At 31.3% G+C, this 20,710-nt stretch carries 8 protein-coding genes; all 8 read left to right on the top strand.

The window, feature by feature from the left end; all coding sequences use genetic code 11:
* Positions 1-328: 328 nt before the first annotated feature.
* The 8 genes from AC58NB_RS07695 to AC58NB_RS07660 all read left to right on the top strand — a co-directional run bounded on the left by AC58NB_RS07695 (position 329) and on the right by AC58NB_RS07660 (position 20,640).
* On the top strand, positions 329-853 hold the full coding sequence (locus tag AC58NB_RS07695) for a hypothetical protein (RefSeq protein ID WP_497426242.1): 525 nt from the start codon (positions 329-331) through the stop codon (positions 851-853).
* Between the two features lie 658 nt (positions 854-1,511).
* Entirely contained in the window at positions 1,512-4,229 is a 2,718-nt protein-coding gene (locus tag AC58NB_RS07690) for an AAA family ATPase (RefSeq protein ID WP_497426241.1), read from the top strand.
* 2 nt (positions 4,230-4,231) lie between these two features.
* Positions 4,232-5,509: a hypothetical protein gene (locus tag AC58NB_RS07685; protein ID WP_497426240.1), complete on the top strand. Its 1,278-nt coding sequence runs from the start codon at positions 4,232-4,234 to the stop codon at positions 5,507-5,509.
* A 1,535-nt stretch (positions 5,510-7,044) separates the two neighbouring features.
* Positions 7,045-8,802, top strand: coding sequence for a hypothetical protein (locus AC58NB_RS07680; protein ID WP_497426239.1), 1,758 nt, complete (start codon positions 7,045-7,047; stop codon positions 8,800-8,802).
* Positions 8,803-8,815: 13 nt separating this feature from the next.
* Entirely contained in the window at positions 8,816-10,321 is a 1,506-nt protein-coding gene (locus AC58NB_RS07675) for a hypothetical protein (RefSeq protein ID WP_497426238.1), read from the top strand.
* A gap of 5 nt (positions 10,322-10,326) precedes the next feature.
* The gene (locus tag AC58NB_RS07670) at positions 10,327-15,540 is read left to right on the top strand and encodes an ATP-binding protein (protein WP_497426237.1); all 5,214 of its coding nucleotides are present in this window, start codon (positions 10,327-10,329) and stop codon (positions 15,538-15,540) included.
* On the top strand, positions 15,537-16,373 hold the full coding sequence (locus tag AC58NB_RS07665; RefSeq protein WP_497426236.1) for a DUF4007 family protein: 837 nt from the start codon (positions 15,537-15,539) through the stop codon (positions 16,371-16,373). The genes AC58NB_RS07670 and AC58NB_RS07665 overlap by 4 nt, the downstream gene beginning before the upstream one ends.
* Positions 16,374-16,404: 31 nt before the next feature.
* On the top strand, positions 16,405-20,640 hold the full coding sequence (locus AC58NB_RS07660; protein WP_497426235.1) for a hypothetical protein: 4,236 nt from the start codon (positions 16,405-16,407) through the stop codon (positions 20,638-20,640).
* Positions 20,641-20,710: the final 70 nt, after the last annotated feature.

Here is a 20,710-nt window from a genome sequence, read left to right as displayed (position 1 = left end):
AAATGGATAGGGACAAGCTGGCGATTATTTAAACATAATTTTTATGGACAAAGCCTTCCTTATGCAGGTAATGCATGCTTCTTTACCAGCAAAGTATTTCCGAAAGATGGACCAGAAATAATCTCTATAATCAAAATGGCATAGGTCGATTAATTAATGGATTAAATCTAGACAGTTTCTTATGAAAAGAAGCTGTCTTTCTCTATATATATTAGACTTATTTATTCCGATAATTGCGGTGAGGGGAAAGATCTGCTTATAATTTGTGTGATTTTTCTAAATTAACTATAATTAGCTTGCTAGTACAACTTAGAATAGGAGACTGAATATGCGTACAATTAAAATCTATGATCGAAGTGATTTAATCGAAATCTCTTTTGATGATATTAAAAAGTATCATGGTTATGCAGCTTATATGGCGTTAGGGGTTGGGTTCCGTGTAGTGGAAGCAGCTTTCCAGGAATTATTCGGAAACGAAATTCCGAATCGTGAAGACATTTCCGTACAATCGGGGCATGCGGGACCTGGGTTCCGTGATGTATTCGAATTTGTAACGCGATGTAAAACGAGAGGGGTATATAAAGTTGATGTGAACTACCCGGTAGCGCAATACGATCCCTATCGCCCGACCAGCTATGCCTATATTTTCACAAGACAAAATGGAGAATCTGTGGAAGTGTCTTTAAAAGAAGACTTTTTACCCCCTATTTTCTATGACTATTTGAAAAAAGGCCGTGAAGATTCATTTACAGCGGAAGAATATGATGCCAATGAAGCGCTAAAAAAAGAATTAGGAAATCGTGCTTACGAAATGCCGATTGAAGAGTTATTGAATGTAAAACGATTGAAATAACTATTTGGATTCGGTGTTGAATAATTACTTTTATTCAAATAATAAAATCCATATGAAACCAAATCTTAAGTTAAGATTTACATGCTTCGAAACTATAAAAGTGTTAATTCTGCTAGTGGAGATTAACACTTTTTTCAATTAGATATTAGCTAATAGATCAGTTATTTAACTAAACTGTCACGAAAATATCTCGTGAGCCATTAAAATTTTTAAGGTTTCCAGAACTTTCTTGAGATATTGCCTTCAAAATCTCTAGCCATTTTTTGAATCTTGATTTTCATTTTCTTGGATTTTTTGGTTTCAATTTTGACGCCTGTTTATCTGCCGATTTGCTTAACATTGAGTTTAAAAAAATAGAACCTTTATTCTGAGGTTCTATTTTTTATTGTTTAATCCTAATTAATAGGCATCATGACTTGGAAAGTGTATGTTTTATGGTTTTTGGGGTATTTAAAAATAAGATATACAAATAATATTTACTACAATAAATACTTTGAAGAAATAGCTTACTTATTTTTTATAATAGAAGTGGATAGAATAGCAAAAAAATGACTGAATTTTTAATCTGTTGTAGAGAAGCCATCACTAGTTCTCTAATTTAACAATTAGTATATGCATAATGAAAAAAACAACATAGATCAGTGAGGGTGGTTAACAATTGGAACGAGAAAAACTACAATATCTTATACTTAATGATCTGTATATCGACATAGCTATTAAACGTTATCTTACTTTCAGGAATAATGAAGAATATGATGAGAAATATAAATTCGATATTTTACAAGAATTGAAAGAAAGTATTGAGAATATGGATTTTAGCGAAGGGCAAATGGATGATTATATAACCCTGATAAAAACAAAGAATCCTACTAAAGGAACTTTTGCACATTGGAGTGCTGTCGATAATTTGAGTGGATTTTATGAAGAAGCTCCGTCACTTTGTGCGGGTGAAATCCAAAAATTATATTCAGGCACAAGCGGTGTTGGTGAGCGTGTAGATCGATTTCATCTTACGGCTAAGGAGTATGAGAAAAATATGGGGGCGCCCCTCCTTGCCTATATGCTTGCTGCTTATGATTATGAAAAATACCCGATTTACAAGGAAGAAATTTTGCAAAAAGTGAAAAAAACCTTTCAGATAGAAGAAAAACTGGGTTCCCCAGGGAAGAACTATCAACTTTTCAATGATATATGTTCCATAATTCTTGAGTATGCTATTGATCAGGGATTGGAATGGACTATGTTAGATGTTCAGGATTTACTGTATTGTGTGAATAAATATCCGTCTCTAATAACGGAAGTGGCAGTGGAATATATTCAGGGATACGCAAAGCAATTATATGATTTTTCGCAGAACGATGAAGAATTCCTTACTTTTATAAAAAATGAGTTGCCGAAAAAGCAATTGGAAGAGCGGTACTCTTATTATAAGAATAAGGATAAGGTCAATAAGATTCGCTATCTTTTATTGGGGCAAATCTTACAAGACGGTAATCTAGATATTGAGGAACTGGAAAGGTTGAAGATAGAAATCAATAATGAATATGAAACGAACATTATTCATTCGTGGAATAATTTCCGTATTTTGTTTCAAATCTATTTTCCTTCTATTAAATCAAGAATTAATGACCAGTTGAGAAAGATACACACCAGCATAAGGGAAATTGAAGAATTTCAGGGTATGAGTTTTAGTGATGAAACCCTAAATGATTTTAGTTGGAATCAAAATTTTGGTACGACTGAATGTTGGCTTGCTGTATATCCTGACAATAAATTAAACCATAAGGATGCGGCACAGTTATTTCTGTCAATAAAGGAATCAACCATAAGCTATGGACTAGTTTATGGATCAAATCATGAAAGTGTAGGAATAAGAGTTCTTGATTCTGTTGAAGATGCTGAACATTTCACCTTTCAAAAAATGAAAGATAAATTTTTAGTTGTTATGGATGCATTTTTAAAGGGGAATGTCGAAGAGAAAAAGGAAGACATTCAGTACTTCTGGCTGACGGCAAATCCTTCCATTTGGTCCGTAAATGAGATCAAAGATGGAGGGGATGTTTATTATACTGCAATTAATGAGAATGGTAATAAACGCAGAATATATGATGCCTTTATGAAAGCACAACCCGGTGATAAAGTTCTTTTTTATGAATCCACCCCAATTAAAAGTGTAGTGGCAGAGGGAATAGTTACTCAGGGATTGCATGTAGAAATTGAAGATGAAGAGGAAGTACAGGCAGTTAGTTTCCGTTACGAAAAGGATATCAAGCCCATACCATGGGAACAAATCGTCAATAAGGAATCGCTAAAAGATAGTTCGCCAGTGGCAAATAGAGCACAGGGAAGCTTGTTTGAGATGACTAAAGAGGAGTTTGAAGATCTTCTTTTGATGGAAAACAAAGCTGAATCGACTCCACCTACAGTAGATATACCGGTTATAGATTTTAATAAAACGATTTCTATAGATGGGTTGTATTTCGAGGAATTAGAGTTGATGAAAAAGCAAATCCATACAGCTTTATCTACGGGAAAAAATATTCTGTTAACTGGCCCTCCTGGAACAGGTAAATCCAAGCTTGCGAAGGAAATATGCAGAAGTTTTGCTGCTGATTATACGATGGTAACTGCTACATCTGACTGGTCTACTTATGAAACCATTGGGGGATATAAACCCAATAGTGATGGTACGCTTTCCTTTCAACCAGGAATTTTCTTAAATAGTTTTAAAGAACCTATTATTAATAAACCGTTAAATAAATGGGTGATAGTCGATGAAATGAATCGCGCTGATATTGATAAAGCATTTGGGGCTTTATTCTCAGCGTTGACAGGAGATCCGGTTACGCTAAATTTTCAAACGGATGAAGGTAAACAGATTGTTGTACGCCCACAGAAAGAAGTGGAAAATGTTATACCTAGTGACCAAGAATATATTATCCCGAACGATTGGCGCTTAATAGGTACATTAAATACGTATGATAAAGCTTCACTCTATGAAATGAGCTATGCTTTTATGAGGCGTTTTGCATTCATTCCGGTTCCAGTTCCAAAACAAATTAATCATGAGTTAGTTGAATATTATTTGCCACTTTGGGATATTCATGACTACAAACATGTGCATATATTGGCTGATATATGGAAGGAAATTAATCAATATCGTCAAATAGGACCAGCTATCATTGAAGATATCGCCAAATTCACAGTGAATGATGCTGATTTTACCTCTGCCATAATCTTGTATGTACTTCCGCAATTGGAAGGTTTGTTTGAACATGAAATTAAATCGTTTATTGAAAGAATGAACCCCATCCCAGAAATAGATATGGTTCGAATGAAAGATTTCGCATATGATTTCTTTCATATTAAGGAATAGCCATGAAAGTAGAAAAACAAAAACTGATTGAAGAAATAAGTGATTTTTTAATCGTTTATTTAAAATCTGGAAAAGTGGGACTGAATTCCTTTATTCAAAAAACAGACCTGAATATTGCTAATTTAGAACAGTTGCTCAAAGTACATTTTTTGTTAAAAGAAGAAGTAAAGTCTTTTGTAAGAAATTTACCAACTACTATACGTCGGTTTAAAACATCTACTAATGTAGAAAACGAAGTATACATTGGGCAAATTCGAGGGCAAATCAACTGGGGGAAGACCTTTCAGGAAAGGGCAAAAGAGAGTACCAAGCTTATCTATTCATGCAATGAGAGATCTCGCTTTTATAATATTAAGGAAAACCTTGTATTAAAAGAGCTGTTACATTCTCTATATGTATTGCTATTTAAAACTTTTAAGATGGATAAGCTTGAAAAATACGAATGGTTTAATGAGTGGGCGGAATTAAAATTAATAGTTGAGCAAATATACAGTAAGAATATTTATTTATCAAAGGTTCATTTATCCGAGCCAGTTACGGATCGGATGATACTTGAGACGACAAAACATCGTAATCCATTATACCGAGATGCAGCTAATCTGTTATTACTATACCGACGAATTCTTTCAAACGATCTGAATGAGGATGAGTTAATCCATTTATTCCAACAAACATTTATATTACCGGATAAAGAAGAAGTTCTATATGAATTGTACTGGGTCATTCAAATTATTAATCAGAACAGTCAACATGCTAAACTTCAGCTAATTGATGGAAGGCAAAACCTTGTTGCAAACTGGCAGGATAGCGAGTATACCTATGAAATCTATCATGATTCAGAAGGATCAAGAAATATAAAGTTTCAAGTTCCAACAACAGAAGTTGCAGCAGTGGAGCATCCATTTCTGGTAAGAAAGATTAAATCAATGAAAAAAGCTTCTTCAATTGCTGCCTTGGTATTTGAAAGAAAAATAGATACGACTCTTTTTTGGAGCGGACGTCCGGATGTATTAATCGAAGTATATAGCCAAGCAACAGGAGAACTGGCTAAGTTGATTATTGGTGAAGTTAAACACACAAGAAATGTAGACTATGCGATGTTAGGATTAAAGGAACTCCTTGATTATATGGCATTCGCCAAACATAATCATCACTATCTTGATAGTCAACCTGTTGAAATTCAAGGAATGCTGTTAACAGATATTGAAGATGTTAAGCAAAACGTTATAGATGACGTAAAAATTATTCAAACAGGTAATGTTTCTGGATTGATACTATAAATATTTTGGTAATTGAGACTGTGTAAATTATGATTTTTACACAGTCTTTTATTGTGATAAAAAAGGATCTATAAATTGCGATTCTTTAGAATAGACTCTTTTGAGTATATTTAAGTTTCTTTTTTTGTGCTAAATGTATATAGGCTTGTTTCAGCCGTGGTGCTAGCAGGAAATCTAGAGATTCGATATAAATTCATCTAAAGCTATAAAATGATATTAGGTAGTGTCGAAGAGACAGCTTTCTGTAAAAGAAGTTGTCTTTTTCTATATAGCGAAAGGAAAAATTATCCCTATTGTCGAATGGTATATAGGAGAAATTGTCAATTTAAAATAGTTTACCTGATATTAAAATAGGGAATAAAGTAAATTATATTAATATAATTAACTAATCTGAAGTGTGGTCCTTATTATGTGGAGGACTCAAGAATATGGTTGTCTAGGTGTAGTTATCAATTGGAACTCTTAGTAGGAGCAGGAATAATTATGGGTACGATTGACCTAATCGATTGATAAGAATGATGAGTCATCTTGGGGTCTCGCTTTATTGAAAGTGAAGAGCTGGTAAAAGAGGTTGAAGAAATACTTAATCTAAAACACGGATATATAAATACTTACAGTAATGAGATTTATTACTAGAATACACTCTGCATTCACTTTTATTTGAAATGTATTATCTGGAGACAATCAGATTAAAGTTTATATTCCAAAATAAATAATACGATAAGAACCATAATACACTTGTGAAAGCGAGCAACGATGCCATTACTCAACTTGATCTAAAGTGCCGCAAAATGCAAAAGTAAAGTAATCTCAGGAAGAATTATCGGAGTATGTTATAACAATATGCAATAAGCTGGGAATAATAAAGGAAAATCGAAACTATATGGCGATACTCATCTATGAATAATATCTAAAAGTGTGATTATCATTCGAAATTGTAAGATTATCTAACCAACATATGACATAATGTTCAAATTAAAGCTTGCCCTTGGTTTTACTCTTGGAATTAAATTAATAATCTACATCAAATAATTATTGATGGATTCTTTTATATAAATAGTTATGTTTAGCCATTCACAATTCCTATCTAAACAGATCTCAATATAATCTAAATATGTATATAGATAGCGTCTTCTTTTCTTCCTGCGTATCTTGTAGGTAAGGACTAAGTTATTTATTCAAAGTTCACTAGTCTATTAACACTGGTTATTACGGAAGGTTCAACTTTTATTTTAGCGTTTACATATAACAAGTTGATATTTTTTGTATCACCCAGGGAGTCATTTCTAAATCTAAGTTTTTTATCAACGGAGCATTTTTAGCAAATTTCTACTGAAAAAGCCTTAATTATATATGAAATAGGTAGATCGTAATGCCTATATAATTAATAATCAATTTCTTTTGAATATATTATTAAGTATTTGTTGCGATTAAAATAGTTTAATATATAGATGGAGTATCTCAAGTAAGTAGCATATTGAATTATTAATAAAGACAAAAAGTATTTAAATACCAACTTAAATAGGGGAGTTAAAATGCATACTGATTATATTAATTATTTACAATCTATGAATAATGCTAATAGTTCTAATGATAATGCTATTGCTGAATCTCAATTTATAAATTCTTTTTATGGAAAAATAAGAGTAGAAAGTAATGTTGGAAATTTCTTGATAGATAAAATCAAAGAAAAACCAACATTTATATTTTTAACCGGTCATGCAGGTGATGGCAAAACTAGTTTGTTATACCAAATTTTACGACAATTTAATGCTATTTCTGAGGGGGATCCATTAAAAGAAGAAGATTATGTAGATAACACTTATAACAATAAAAAAATTTACTATGTTAAGGACATGAGTGAGCTTATTTTAGATAAGCAGGTAGGAAGTATTAAAAAAGGGCTAAGAACTGTTTCAGAAGAAGGTTCTTGTATCATTGTTTCTAACACAGGTACTTTAATAGATGCACTGAAGAAATACTTTTATGGATCAAAATTCAGTGCAAGTGAAATCGAAATGGATATCTTAAAATTAATGGATGAAAATTCCTTTGTAGAAGGAAATGTTGGTGATATTTCTGTACTTGTTGTTAATCTGGCGTTAATCGATAACACAGAGATAGTGTCTAAGCTTATTGATAATTTATTAGAGGAGGAGCTTTGGCAAGGGTCAGATACATGTGAGTTAAAGGAAGCCTGTCCCATCCATAATAACTATAAAACATTGAAACAGCACCAAGAGCATTTTAAGCAATTTGCAATGAATTATTATCGTTGGTTAGCTGATAACGACAAACGATTGACTATTAGACAAATTTTATCTCATTTATCATATTCCATTACTGGAAATATTCAGTGCCAAAATATTAATGTTATTAATCAGCAAAGAATCTTGTTTGATTATCATATTAGTAATTTGTTTTTTGGTTATGTAGGAATTGAAGTTAACAACGATGCCAGAAAGATTAAATCTATTTCTGAAATTCAAAGTTTAAATTTAGATGAAAAGAAGTTAATTTTCGATCAAGAGTTATTTGTGAAAGAAGATTTTTCAAATTTAATAGATGAAGTTCAACCAATAGCAAAGGATATATGGAACTATTACACTAAACGCCAAATTTATGATACTACTCATTTATTATATGGAGAAACACCTGTAAAAATTCGAAAGGCAATGCGAAGAATGCAAATGTTATTTGCAGATATTACGGATGAGCAAAAAGAAATATTATACGGAGATTTATACTCTCCGATTTTTGTTAGATATTTAGATTATCGTACAAATGGAATGCGAGTGCGTGCAAAACGTCAACTTAAAGAAATTGTTTTTAAAGCACTTCAAATTTTAATTATGGGTGATAATGGCGATATTTCTTCAAGTAGTATACTGTATTTACCGTTAAAACGTAGCGGTCTTAACAATCAAAATGTGTACTTATTGGTAGGGAAAATCGATTATGAAAGTTTATCAATTGATACAATTGAAAAGGAAAGTGTTGTTTCAACGAATCCGGTTTATCAAATTGTAGTAAAATTTGATCGTCTATCTAAAGAATATATACTATCGTTACCTTTGTTAGAATACTTTTATCAGATTGCGAATGGATCATTATCGACAAAATTAAATCCTGTGTTGTCGCAAGGAATATATAAATTAAAAGCTCAACTATATAGAGAATATAAATTTACTGATGATGAAGAGGTAATAAAATTGCTGATTCAAACTTTAAGAGGACCGAAAATTATTGATATAGAGTTAGATATAGAAAATAAGAAATTATATTTCAATTAGGAGGAAAATGAACATGGTATTAGAGTTCTTTCCTAAATATAGCGGATATGAAATTGATAAACAAAATCCCCAAATACAAATTTATGGACATCGTATATATAAAGATCAAACTTTGTATGAATATCTTTTAGAGTTTTTATTAGTTTTTATCTCTCCAAAGAGTTTAGGAGAAGTGAATTATGAAACAATAAAAACTGAGGGTTTTAGTTTCATTGAAACCACGGATGAATCAAATCAGATTTATTATTATCCATCTCCTCGTATGGGATTAAAGCGTTATATATTTTTTAATCGTAGTGATTTAGAAAAACGTTTTGAGGTAGATCGTAACGCCTTAAAACACCATCGTAATAATTTGAAGCATTCTATAAGTGTAGAATGTTCAAATTATGACAAAGATTTCGCATTAGATGTAATACAGGAGTTATTTTACGGCTACAATGCAATTATTGGCAAGCGTTCTTGGTTTGCGCAGTCATTACTACCATTAGCTCCAGAAATAATTTTCACAGAATCAATAGGAAATAAGAAAACGAGAACAGATAATTTAAACGTAAATGACTCTTTTTTAGAGATTGACCGTAAATTCCAGTTTAATCAGCATATGTTTATGGCACGCGGGGGAGAAATATATTACTTGCATGTTCTTCAAGGATTAAATCAATTAGAATCAAAGTATAGAGAGGAAATTTCAAAAAAATTAAAAGGTATGGTTACATCACTTCCTCAGTTAAGCACATTAGCAAATCTCATCCAAAATAATTGGGAATGTATGGTTGATGCTCCGGAAATCAAAAAAGATTTTCACTATATCGTTAAAACTATTGAAGTTATTCCCAAAGAGTACGAAAAAGTGGCTCCTTATACTGTGAAAGAGCTACAAAATTTGTTAAACAGTGAACTGGATTCTTTTGAAAAAGTTGAGTTACTAGGTATGTTAATTGCTCTTCAGATTATACGAATGATGACACATCGTTCAAGAATGGTATTAAATCTTGAAAAAAAACAACCTTGGGTAATTGATCTGACTATGAATCCTCAAGGTGCCATTCGTAAACAAGCAATTCAAAGCTATGACCAGCTTGAGGAAAACTTATTTAGAGCAATTTTCAGGGTTTATGATGAAGATCGTGATGTTGCTAATAAGAATACTATAACAAATGCTGCAAAAGACACCAGTCTACTAGTAAGGAAATTATCAAAAGATATTGGGTTGGTAATTCCCCCTACTGGCACACATATGCGAATGACTTTAAACGAGAACTTAGTGAAAATTTTAGTTTTAACTTTAATTAAACCAGGCGAAAGACTATTGTTTACGACGTTCTTAGAAAAATGTTATGAGCGTTATAACATTATTATTGGTCCAAGAGAAGCGGAATTACATTTTGGAGACATCTCTTATTTAAATGATTTTAACGAGAATGAACATGTTTTCCTTGAGCTACTTAGTAACTGTGGATTCTTGAAAAATTTATCTGATGCTACATCAATCGTAGAAAATCGGTTTAAAGGGTGATAATAATGAAAACCTATATTAACAAGCTAAATAAGTTAATTGAACAAAATATTAATAGTAGTACTAATGCGTCATTTATTCGATTAGATTATTTTAAGCATCCTGCAATTTATTTAGGGGTAGCAGTATATTTAGTTTCAAAATTTAAAGGTATAAAAGTCCTGCTTTCAGAGGAAAAAGTTGAAGCATGGAAAGACGAATATCCCACTATAATAAAGCAATTGAAAGAATTGGGATTTGTCAGTAACAATCAACGTTTTACGAAACTAAGAAATGCGTTCGGTACAGAAAAGCAATCTATTGTATTACTAGCTTCTGAAAGTGTACAGGATACAGGTGGTCTTGAAGATTTTTATTCGATTACTCCGAAGGATATGAATGAAAAATATAATCAAAAATTTGTAGAACTGTTTGAAACTGTTGACCAAAATGATGACTACGCAGTAAAGATTATTAATAATTTATTTTCGAGTATTTTTAAACATGTACCTTTAGATTTAATTAGGGTTAGTGATATAGCTGATATAGTCCAAGAGAAAGGTTTATATGAGGTTGATGAAATTGTCGACTTCATTTTGAATAATTTATGGGATGAATTTGGAATTCCTAATATTAAGACTGTAAGCAGTAAATTGTTAAGTGAGCTTTATAAAGGTAATTCATTTAAGTTGCTTGATAGTGGCATGAAGTTCATTAAACGTGAAGCTTATAAAGGTGGTTTAAGTAGGAGTTCACAAAAGAAACTCCTTGAAAAATTCGATAAGTTTAGAGAAAATGGGAAATTTGAGGAATACCTTGTATCAATACAGGCTTCATTCGGCTCTTATGAAAAGTATTGTAATGATATCTTAGATTTTGCTAAAGGTGAAAACTTGGATCGTTTACGGCCCAAATTAGCACAGTTTGACCAAACAATAACTATAGAAATCCTAGGTGTTAAAACTTCTAGTACAATAGGTAAGAGAGAGAAAGCGAAAAAAATTAAAGGTGATCCAATTCAAGCTTATTCACAAATGTTAATTGAAGTAATAGCGAGTTCACCTATTGAATTAAATACTTCAGACAAGCTTACTATGAATGTAACAAGTGTAAAACTTGCTGACAATGGTCAAAAAAACAGTTGGAGTGAGTTGTGTATTGCAATAGGTGGTTTACTTGATTACCTAAATGTTGAAATGCAAGACATTGTAGAATTACAATATCGCGATAATGAAGATCCTTTTGCTTTAAAAGATAGTGCATCTGTAAATTTGGACTTTAGTAAATCATCAAGTATGGTTTCAAAAATTAATTTTGAAATAACTATTTCTGGTATTAGTGATAGGTGGCTATTCGAATGGTTATTTAATCCTTATGACTATTGGCTACAATCGTTTAATTTAATACCTTATTTTAAAGCGGAACTTTCAGATAATAACGTAATGAAGTTGCCTGTTTTCACGTGCAAAAATATTGGTAATCTATTAACTAGTACAGATTCTTCATCATTCCATTCTCAGCTTAACAACTCAGAGATTCTTTTACGTGATACTTTAAATATATTTAAGAAAACAAGTAATAATGGTTCAGAAGAAAATAACGTTGTATATAAGTTGTATCGATTAGTAAAGCCATTTATGAAGTTTATTAATACGGTGAGTGAAAAAGGTATTTATAGTGCAATGAACATTAATAAATCAATGGATACTGTTGATTTAATTGGTACGTATACAGCGGTTTATAATGAATTATGGCAATCTTATAATTCATATCCACAATATGAAAAAGAGCATTTCTATTTAATATCCAATTTATTCGCTATTCTTGAAGAGGAAGACTTTGAATCCTTAAATAGGGAAATTCAAGGAGCTATTATCCCTCCTTACCATCCTGCAATGCTTGAAAAATATGAAGCACAGCAATCATTTATTCGCCGAGGACTTTACTTGGTTTTAGAAGAAATTATAAATAATAATACAAATGATGTTAAGATGTTTGTTGATAAATTTAATCGTTATAGAAATAAATCGGAAATTTTATCAGGTGTAGATACACTTATTACTGTGAAAAATATACATCATGCACCTTCTCATGTGCTAGGTTATTACGCCCTGCATGGTGAATCTACGAGAGCTCAAATTATCGATAGTTCATACCTCATAGAAAAGGGTGTAATGGATGAATTGGATATTACAGAAGAGAGGGAATCTAATTATTCTAAGACTATTATTATTGATGCACATATTAAAGAATATATAAAAACATTCCCTTCAAGTATAGATTCATTATCCTTATGTTTTGTTAACTTTGAACATTTATATCCAGTTATTGAAGGGATAAGACACTATATTAAAGAACAACAAAAATATAGTGGGAAAATCGCATTAAATATTGATATTTTAACTCCTAAAGTAAATTATAAAGCGCAAAACTATGTGAAAATGTGGTTAGATGATACGTTTAGTGTAGATGATAACATTAGATTAAATTTACGTTTTAATACGTATAATCCGTTAGAAGTAGATAAGCTAAAAGAACAATTACAATATAATTCTTATGATTTAGCTTTTGTTGATGGATTACTATATACAAGCGACATTAAATATCAAATTAATAGAGGAAAAAAGATTGCACCTTCAGAAATGAAATTTCCGATGGTATTTAATCCTATTCCAGCTCCGAATGACTTTTATGAAAGAAGAGTTTCAATTAGTCAATTGCAATTCGAAGCGTCATTTGCACACTCTCAACTTGTGTTTTGGTCTGAAAATGACTTTGCAAAAGAAAATGAGTTTTATCGTGTTGAGAAAGTACTAACAGTACAAAAAGGTATGGATCATATTTTAGAAATGCTACATAAAAAATCGAGATGGGTTGTTAGTATAGATACTGGTTTAGATAAACAGCTCTTTAATAAAGAAAATATTATTAGTTTTTCAACTGGCGAAGGTGTTTATGGTGAATTAAACGTTGCTATCTCTGCTTCAAAAGATATGAAAGAAGATATCAAAAACCGTTTAGAATCAAGACTTCGTAAATTATTCCCTTCTTGGAATCCAAATATGTATTCAAGAGGATCCGAATATTGTTTAGATAATTCAGTTATACTTGATGGAATAAAAATATTAAAAGCGTTAAATCCATATGATTATGAGATTCATAGTTATTTAGCTACCTTATTCGCAGTACAATCCTTAAATGTTGAGCATATTGGAGTTGAGACTTTATTAAAAAGTTTTATATCTTTAGATTCTTATAACCATTGGTTTATAGATCAACCGAATCGACCAGATTTATTAGAGTTAGAAATCGTCAGAAATGAAGGAGAGCAGTTGCATATTAAAGCAAATTTAGTAGAGTGCAAAATGGGTAAAGAGAACCCAGCTCATATAGAAAAGGGAGTTCGACAGTTAGAAAACGGTTTTGAATTTTTGTCAAAAAAATTCTCAAAAGACTCAAATGATCATGATCGTCGTTATTGGTTTGCTCAATTATATAGACTCCTTGCCTTTTCACCAATGTACCTTACAAATGATGACCAAAGTCGTGAAAAGTTAAATAGTGACTTAATTAAAATATTGAACGGTGAGTTTATTATTGAGTGGAAAACAACCTTATTGACCTATTGGCTTGACTATAATGCAGAAGAAATAAATGTACAGGAATCTATATTAAAAGGTACTGATATTACATTACAACACCGTGCATACGGTCAGTTATATATTCAAAAATGTTTATTACCAGAAGAACAACGTGAAACTGTAACATTCGAAAATGCACTAAATGAAGAGTTTGAAATCTTTGTAGACGATGAGAACTCATTTAAAGAGTACTTAAAAGAACTGTCAATTAAGGAAAGTGTAGAATACGAAGATAAACCATATGATGTACAACCAACAAATCCTGGTAAAACTATTAAAGAAATAAAAAATAATTCAATAGGTCAATCTATAAATGATGATGAGAACAAAAAAAATGATGGTCAATCGGAAATTGATTCAAAAGAACAGGAGAATCATCTGGATAATAAAGATGATAAAAAGTTTGGAAAAGAGTTAGATCCATCAAATGATAATATAGATAACGATTATGTAAAACCATTGAATGAAATTCGCATCTTATTAGGGAAAGAACAAAGAACTAATAGAGAAATTTATTGGGAGTATGGTCATCCGAAATTAGAAAACAGACATTTATTAATCACTGGTACTTCTGGAGTTGGGAAAACATACTTCATGCAATGTTTATTATTAGAGTTAGCAAATAACGGTGTGTCAACCTTGATATTTGACTATACAGACGGTTTTAAGAAAAGCCAACTAAATGATGACTTTAAGGAAGCTATGGGTGATAGAATTATTCAATTTAATGTTCAACGTTCAGGTTTTCCTATTAATCCATTTAAGCGTAACTATAAAGAGTATGACGAAGATGAATTTGATTTGGAATCAGAAATTGACGTAGCTGAAAGGGTTGCAGGTATTTTTTATTCAGTTTATAAAAAGAATGGTATAGGAGATCAACAAAAAAATGCTATCTATAAAGCTACTTTAAACGGATTACAAAAATATGGAGAAAAAATGAGTCTAGATTATTTAAGAAGTGAACTAGAGTTATTAGATAAAGGAAGCGCAAAAACAGTACTTTCAAAAATTGATCCGTTAATTGATCGTAAACCTTTCGCAACAGAAAACTTATTTGATTGGGAAGATATACCTAAATCTAACGGTAAAGTATTTATTGTGCAGTTAACTGGTTTTGACCGTTTTACACAAGTATTATTAACAGAGTTCATTTTATGGGATATATGGAGTTATAATATATCGCATGGTAACGTTGAAACGCCATTTCCAGTTATCTTAGATGAAGCACAAAACTTAGATCAGTCTGAAAATTCACCGAGTGCACGTATTTTAACGGAAGGACGAAAATTTGGCTGGTCGGGTTTATTTGCTACACAATCGTTACAACATCCGATAACAAAAGATGCTATTACTAGATTCCAAAATGCTAGCCAAAAAGTTCACTTTTTACCTCCAGAAGGAGACAATAGGAATATCGCCAGTTTCTTAAGTCCAGACAGTGCGGAGCAGAAAATATGGGCTACTAAACTTGCTAAATTAGCTAAAGGTCAATGTATAGTTGTAGGAGGAAATAGATTAGCTGATGGGAGTCTTGGTCATAAATCTAAACATGTAATTGACGTGACGCCTTTATACGAAAGGAAAAATAAAGAATGAGTAATCATGAGGTAGATGTATTTCATCTGAACTTTCATCAAACATTTGCACCTGAAACTGAATCAATTATTCGCATTTTGTCATTAGCTTCATCTAAAAAAGATTTTTTAACAAAGGAAGAAATTTCTGAGGTGACTTCTATTCCTACTGGTAAATCATCAGGAAAAGTGGAGCCGCATATTTATTATGCGGCTGCCATGAAGTTAATTACTTATGAAAAAGTATCTGGTAAATATAAGGTTGAGTTAACAGCTGTTGGAAAAGCAATTTTGTGTGAAGACCCATACCTAGTAGAAAATATAACAAAATTGTTATTGCATGTATTTCTAGTGGATAGATATTCTCCGGCAGTTTTATGGTCATACTTATATAATGATTTTTTTCCGAAAGTTATGGGTAATTTTAATAATGATCAAATTCAAATGTCTGTTGAACGTAAATTCGAGTCAAGTGTGAATCTAACACCTTTTAGAACTTGTTATACGAGTGATTTATCGTTTGGTAGTTTAAATTTAATTAAAATTGACGATAAAATATATGCACTAACACCGCATCGATTAAGAAAAGAATTTTTGTATGTTTATTCCTACTTATTATTTTACAAATGGGAAGAATTATTGGGGGATAGAACCGAAATCACAATTAATGAAATTATTGATACCTTATATTTTGGAAGAGCATTTTTATGGGGTGAAAAGCAGATTAGAGATGTCTTAGATTTAATGGGAGATGAAGGGTTAGTGAAGCTAAACGCTCAATTATCACCTATTACTATTATAAAGAACCAAAGTGCTGAGCATTGTTTGAAGAATATATATTCACTACTTATTTAAGATAAAAATAAAATAAGTGAAGGGAGCTCAAATGTTTAAATTCCAAGATATAATTCGTTTTAAAAAAGAACTGTATTTCAATGGTGCGGTTCAAGTTGATTGGTTTTATAATGAACAAAAACAATATGATGTTGCTAGTAGTTTTGTGTTTCATGGACCAGAATATTTTGGTGTTTCATCAGACGAAATTGCAATCAAAAGTCATAGGTTATTAGATACAGCTTCTTTTATGAACGTTTTAGTTGATAAAATTTATGGTGATAGTCCACTTTCTAATTTTTTCCTGACGATTGCTCCATATGGAACAGGCAAATCACATTTATCCGTGGCAATGGCTAGTTTTTTAAGTGGTAATACTAAAGCTCAAAATGTCATTTTGAATAATTTACAATCAGTCGATAGCGATATAGCACAACAAGTTGCAAAACATGAGTTAAAGCCCAACTTAGTTTTAATGCTAAATGGTATGCGTGATTTTAACTTGAACTATGAAATACTTAATGCAACACAAAAAACTCTAAATGAACAAAATATTGATACAGAGTTTTTGAAAGAATTAACAAAATCTTATGATATTGCAAGAGTATTTGTAGAAAATACATTTGATAATTTTAAAACGCAATATGAAACGGCTGCTACAACTTTAAGTAATTCAGATGCAAAGTTAAATTTAAAAGAATACTTAATTGAAAATATACTTTCTGATTCTGAAGTTTTTGAAGTAATTAACAAAGTTTATAAAGAAATTAACGGTACATATATTAGATGGGATGAAGGAGTATCAGCTGGAGATGTACTTGAAAAAATTGCAGATAAAATGTGTGGAGAGCGTGAACCGTTCAACAAAGTGATTGTTTTCTTTGATGAGTTTGGTCGTTATATTGAATTTGCTTCAAATAATCCAACAAAGGCATCTGATGCAGCGCTACAACAGATTTATGAAGCAGTACAAAATGCAGATGATAAGATTGTATTTTTAGGTTTCATTCAATCTGATTTAAAATCTTATTTAACTCGTGTAGATCGTACGGCCAATATTAATCGTTATGTTGGTAGATATGAATCTAGTGAAAAAATACATTTATCATCAAATTTAGAAACGATTTTCGCAAATCTAATTGAACGTAAAAATGTAAATGCGTTTCAAGAATTGGTTACAAATAAAATTAAAAAGAATGATGATGAGTGGGAACTTTTTCATAAAAAGCTTATGAAATGGTTACCTGATGCTGGGAGCTCCAGTGTTTGGAGTAATTATTCGCATTTTAAAAAGGTAGTCTTAGAGGGGATTTATCCGTTACATCCGTTAACTACTTGGGTGTTATCAAATTTATCATCATGGTTACAGCAACGTTCGACTTTAACTTTCTTAGAGAGTATGATTAATGATTTAACAGATCGGCAAGTGAGTGAGTTTGGAGATTTAATTTTAATTCCATCAACTCGTATAATTCGTTCAGAATTTTTCAACGAATTGTTGGCTGCTGAGCAAGAAGGTCGAAAACAAAGTGAATACTGTATTTTATATAATCAGATCTTAACTAAATATGGAGATAAATTTAATGAGCGTGTAAAGGAAACTTTAGCAGCCATTTTGATCAGCCGAATCGGACGTTTTAAAACTCACAGTCGGTCGGAAACATTAGAATTAATTGCTTATATTTCTGACACTTCTATTCGTGAAATTGAATCATCAGTTTCGCTATTAGAAGAACAATTTGGTGTTCTAGCATACGACGAAGTTGCAAATGTATTTGATTTTATTGCTGACGCAATAGGTGTGAATGATTTCAAATTGTTATTACGTAAAAAGAAACGTAATTTTGAAATTGATATGTCTTCTGTATTTGATGTTGGGCTAAATGATGAACTGCAACTTGGTGAAATTGAACCAGCTTTTGGTAAACAGCATTTCATTAGGACACGTGAATGGAAGTTTACACAAACGATAATGCATGTAAATGATTTAACTTATCGTGGCTTATCAAAGATAAAAATGACACATCTAGAAGCTTTGGAACCTGATAAGGCTAAGGGCCAGATTATTTGGGTTTATGTACCTAATAATATTAATTCCGAAAAACTATCCATAATCCAGAAAATATTAAAAGAAGAGAAGTTTGATACTTTACCCATCGCATTTTTCATTCTAGATGATAAAGAAAATAGATTTTATGAAGCTGTAGCAGAATATCGACTTTCTAAAAGTTTTACTCAGCAAGAAAACGATAAATACCTTCGCTTTATTAATGATTACCAAGTAAAATCTCAATCTGTATTGGAAGATGTGTATCGAGAGTTAGCTAGTGAACGAATACTCTTAACATCAGAAAAAATGGAGAAAGTGCCAACCCGCTTATTGAATTTTACAAATGAATTATTTGAGAAATTATATACACGAGTAATTCCGTTTTCATATACAGAGTTTGCTCATTCATCATTAGGTAAAGCTAAAAAAGGTTTATCTCGTATATCTCGAATTATTCTTTCGAATGTTATTTACCAAGCTATCCATGCAGAAAGCGCAGATATTAAAGGTCGTATTGAATCAGTGCTATATCAAAAGTCATTAGAATCTTGGGCTGTTCTTAATGATGATTATAATTTAATTGCCCCGCGAAATCCAAAGGTTCAATCCATATTTAGTGAGTGGGATCAACTGTTAGAGACTGAAGGTGGATTTGAAATACAATCTATTTTCGAAAAATATCAAATAGTGCCATATGGTATTAATGATTATGCTGTTTCACTTCTTATAGCCGTATTCTTAGCGTCTCGGCGTGAAGAAACAAAGATTCTAATAGGAAATAGCCGTATACGTTTAGATGAATGGTCCATAAAAGTATTCACAGATAAATCCGTTAATATAAAAGTGATGTTTGATACTAGGGTTGTTCAGGTCAAGCCAGAGGAGTCTGCTAATAAGTTTTTAAGCTTATATAAAAAAGCAGTACAAAATACTGATGTAATAGTAGCAAAAGATTTATTTGAAAAATTTAATGAATTAAAAGTTGAAGAAGATATTCCGGTGGAATTAGAAGATAAAGTTACTAATATGGAAATGATTCTTAAAGAAGGTAACAATCTGTATGACCAAACGTTTAAGAAATTTGGTCAAATAAAATATAAATTGTCAGAACTGAAAAATAAAAAGGATGATATCCGAACTGTTTTTGAGATCTTAGACACTACAGAAGAAATTCAAAGTTATATCGGTGAATCAGAAAAATATATTTATAATGCTTCGCAATTAGATGATGCAAGGAAAATAGAAGAAGAAGCTCATAAACATTTAGTTGAGGTTTTCCCGTACTTTTTGAAAAATTTGAGGTGTCAATCTCGAAGCCAAGCTACTAGTTTCGAAAAGTGGGTAAAAAAAATAATAGATTCATTAAATAAGTACAATTATCGAACTGAAGCAAAAGCGTTGATTACAAAGCTTGAACAAATTTTAGATAATTTAGATCCTATTCAAGATAAGGTCAATGATTTTGTTTCTAAATATACGCCTAAACCGTTTCATGGGTATTCTAAATTGACTGAAATACAACATATAGGTGAAAAGTTACTTCCGTTAATAGATTCGAGTAAATTACAACAACAAGATAAACAAGAATGTGTATCGGAAGTAAAAAAAGTTATTGAACAGGCTAAAGAAGCGTTAAAAGCTTTAAATGATGAGGTTGGGGAAATTTACGAAACAATATATGATATACAGACATTGAGTCAATGCCAAAACTTTTTCCAAAAAGTCAAAACAATTTTAAATAAAGATATTAATGAGATGGATCGTGAAGGAATTGAGGAAGCTGCCAATAATATTCAAAACTTCTTGAATGATATACAAGCGGTAAACTTAAAACAAGATAATCGTTTCGAAGTGCAACAAGAATTCGAGATTTTAAAACGTAAATGGAGTGAAATCGAATCTGAGGTTGATTTTGTCCGAATTTTGGATAATTATAAAGCAGAGATTGATGAACGATTTTCTTTAAAAGAAATTGAATGGTTGAAGCAGTATTTGGTAGATAGGTCAGAAATTAATCTATGGTCAGCTCAAGAATGTACAAATTGGATAAATAATATAAAAAATGCACCAAGCTATTTAACCGAAAAATCTATTAGAAAATTAGAAGAAATAACATATGTTGTGGAATTAAGAATGCATGAGTTAAATGTTGAAGCCGTTATTAGTATGTTTAACAATCTAACTCAAGTAGAAAAAAAAGAAGCATTAGAAAAGATGCAGCAGTTAATTTTAATTTAAAGCAGCAAGAAGGCAGGGGTTTCCTGCCTTCTTGCTTTAAGTTTTACTAGGTTATTGGGCAAATCGGATT

Source organism: Pradoshia sp. TA40_28, from assembly GCF_059694525.1.
This window is presented reverse-complemented; position numbering and strand designations above follow the sequence as displayed.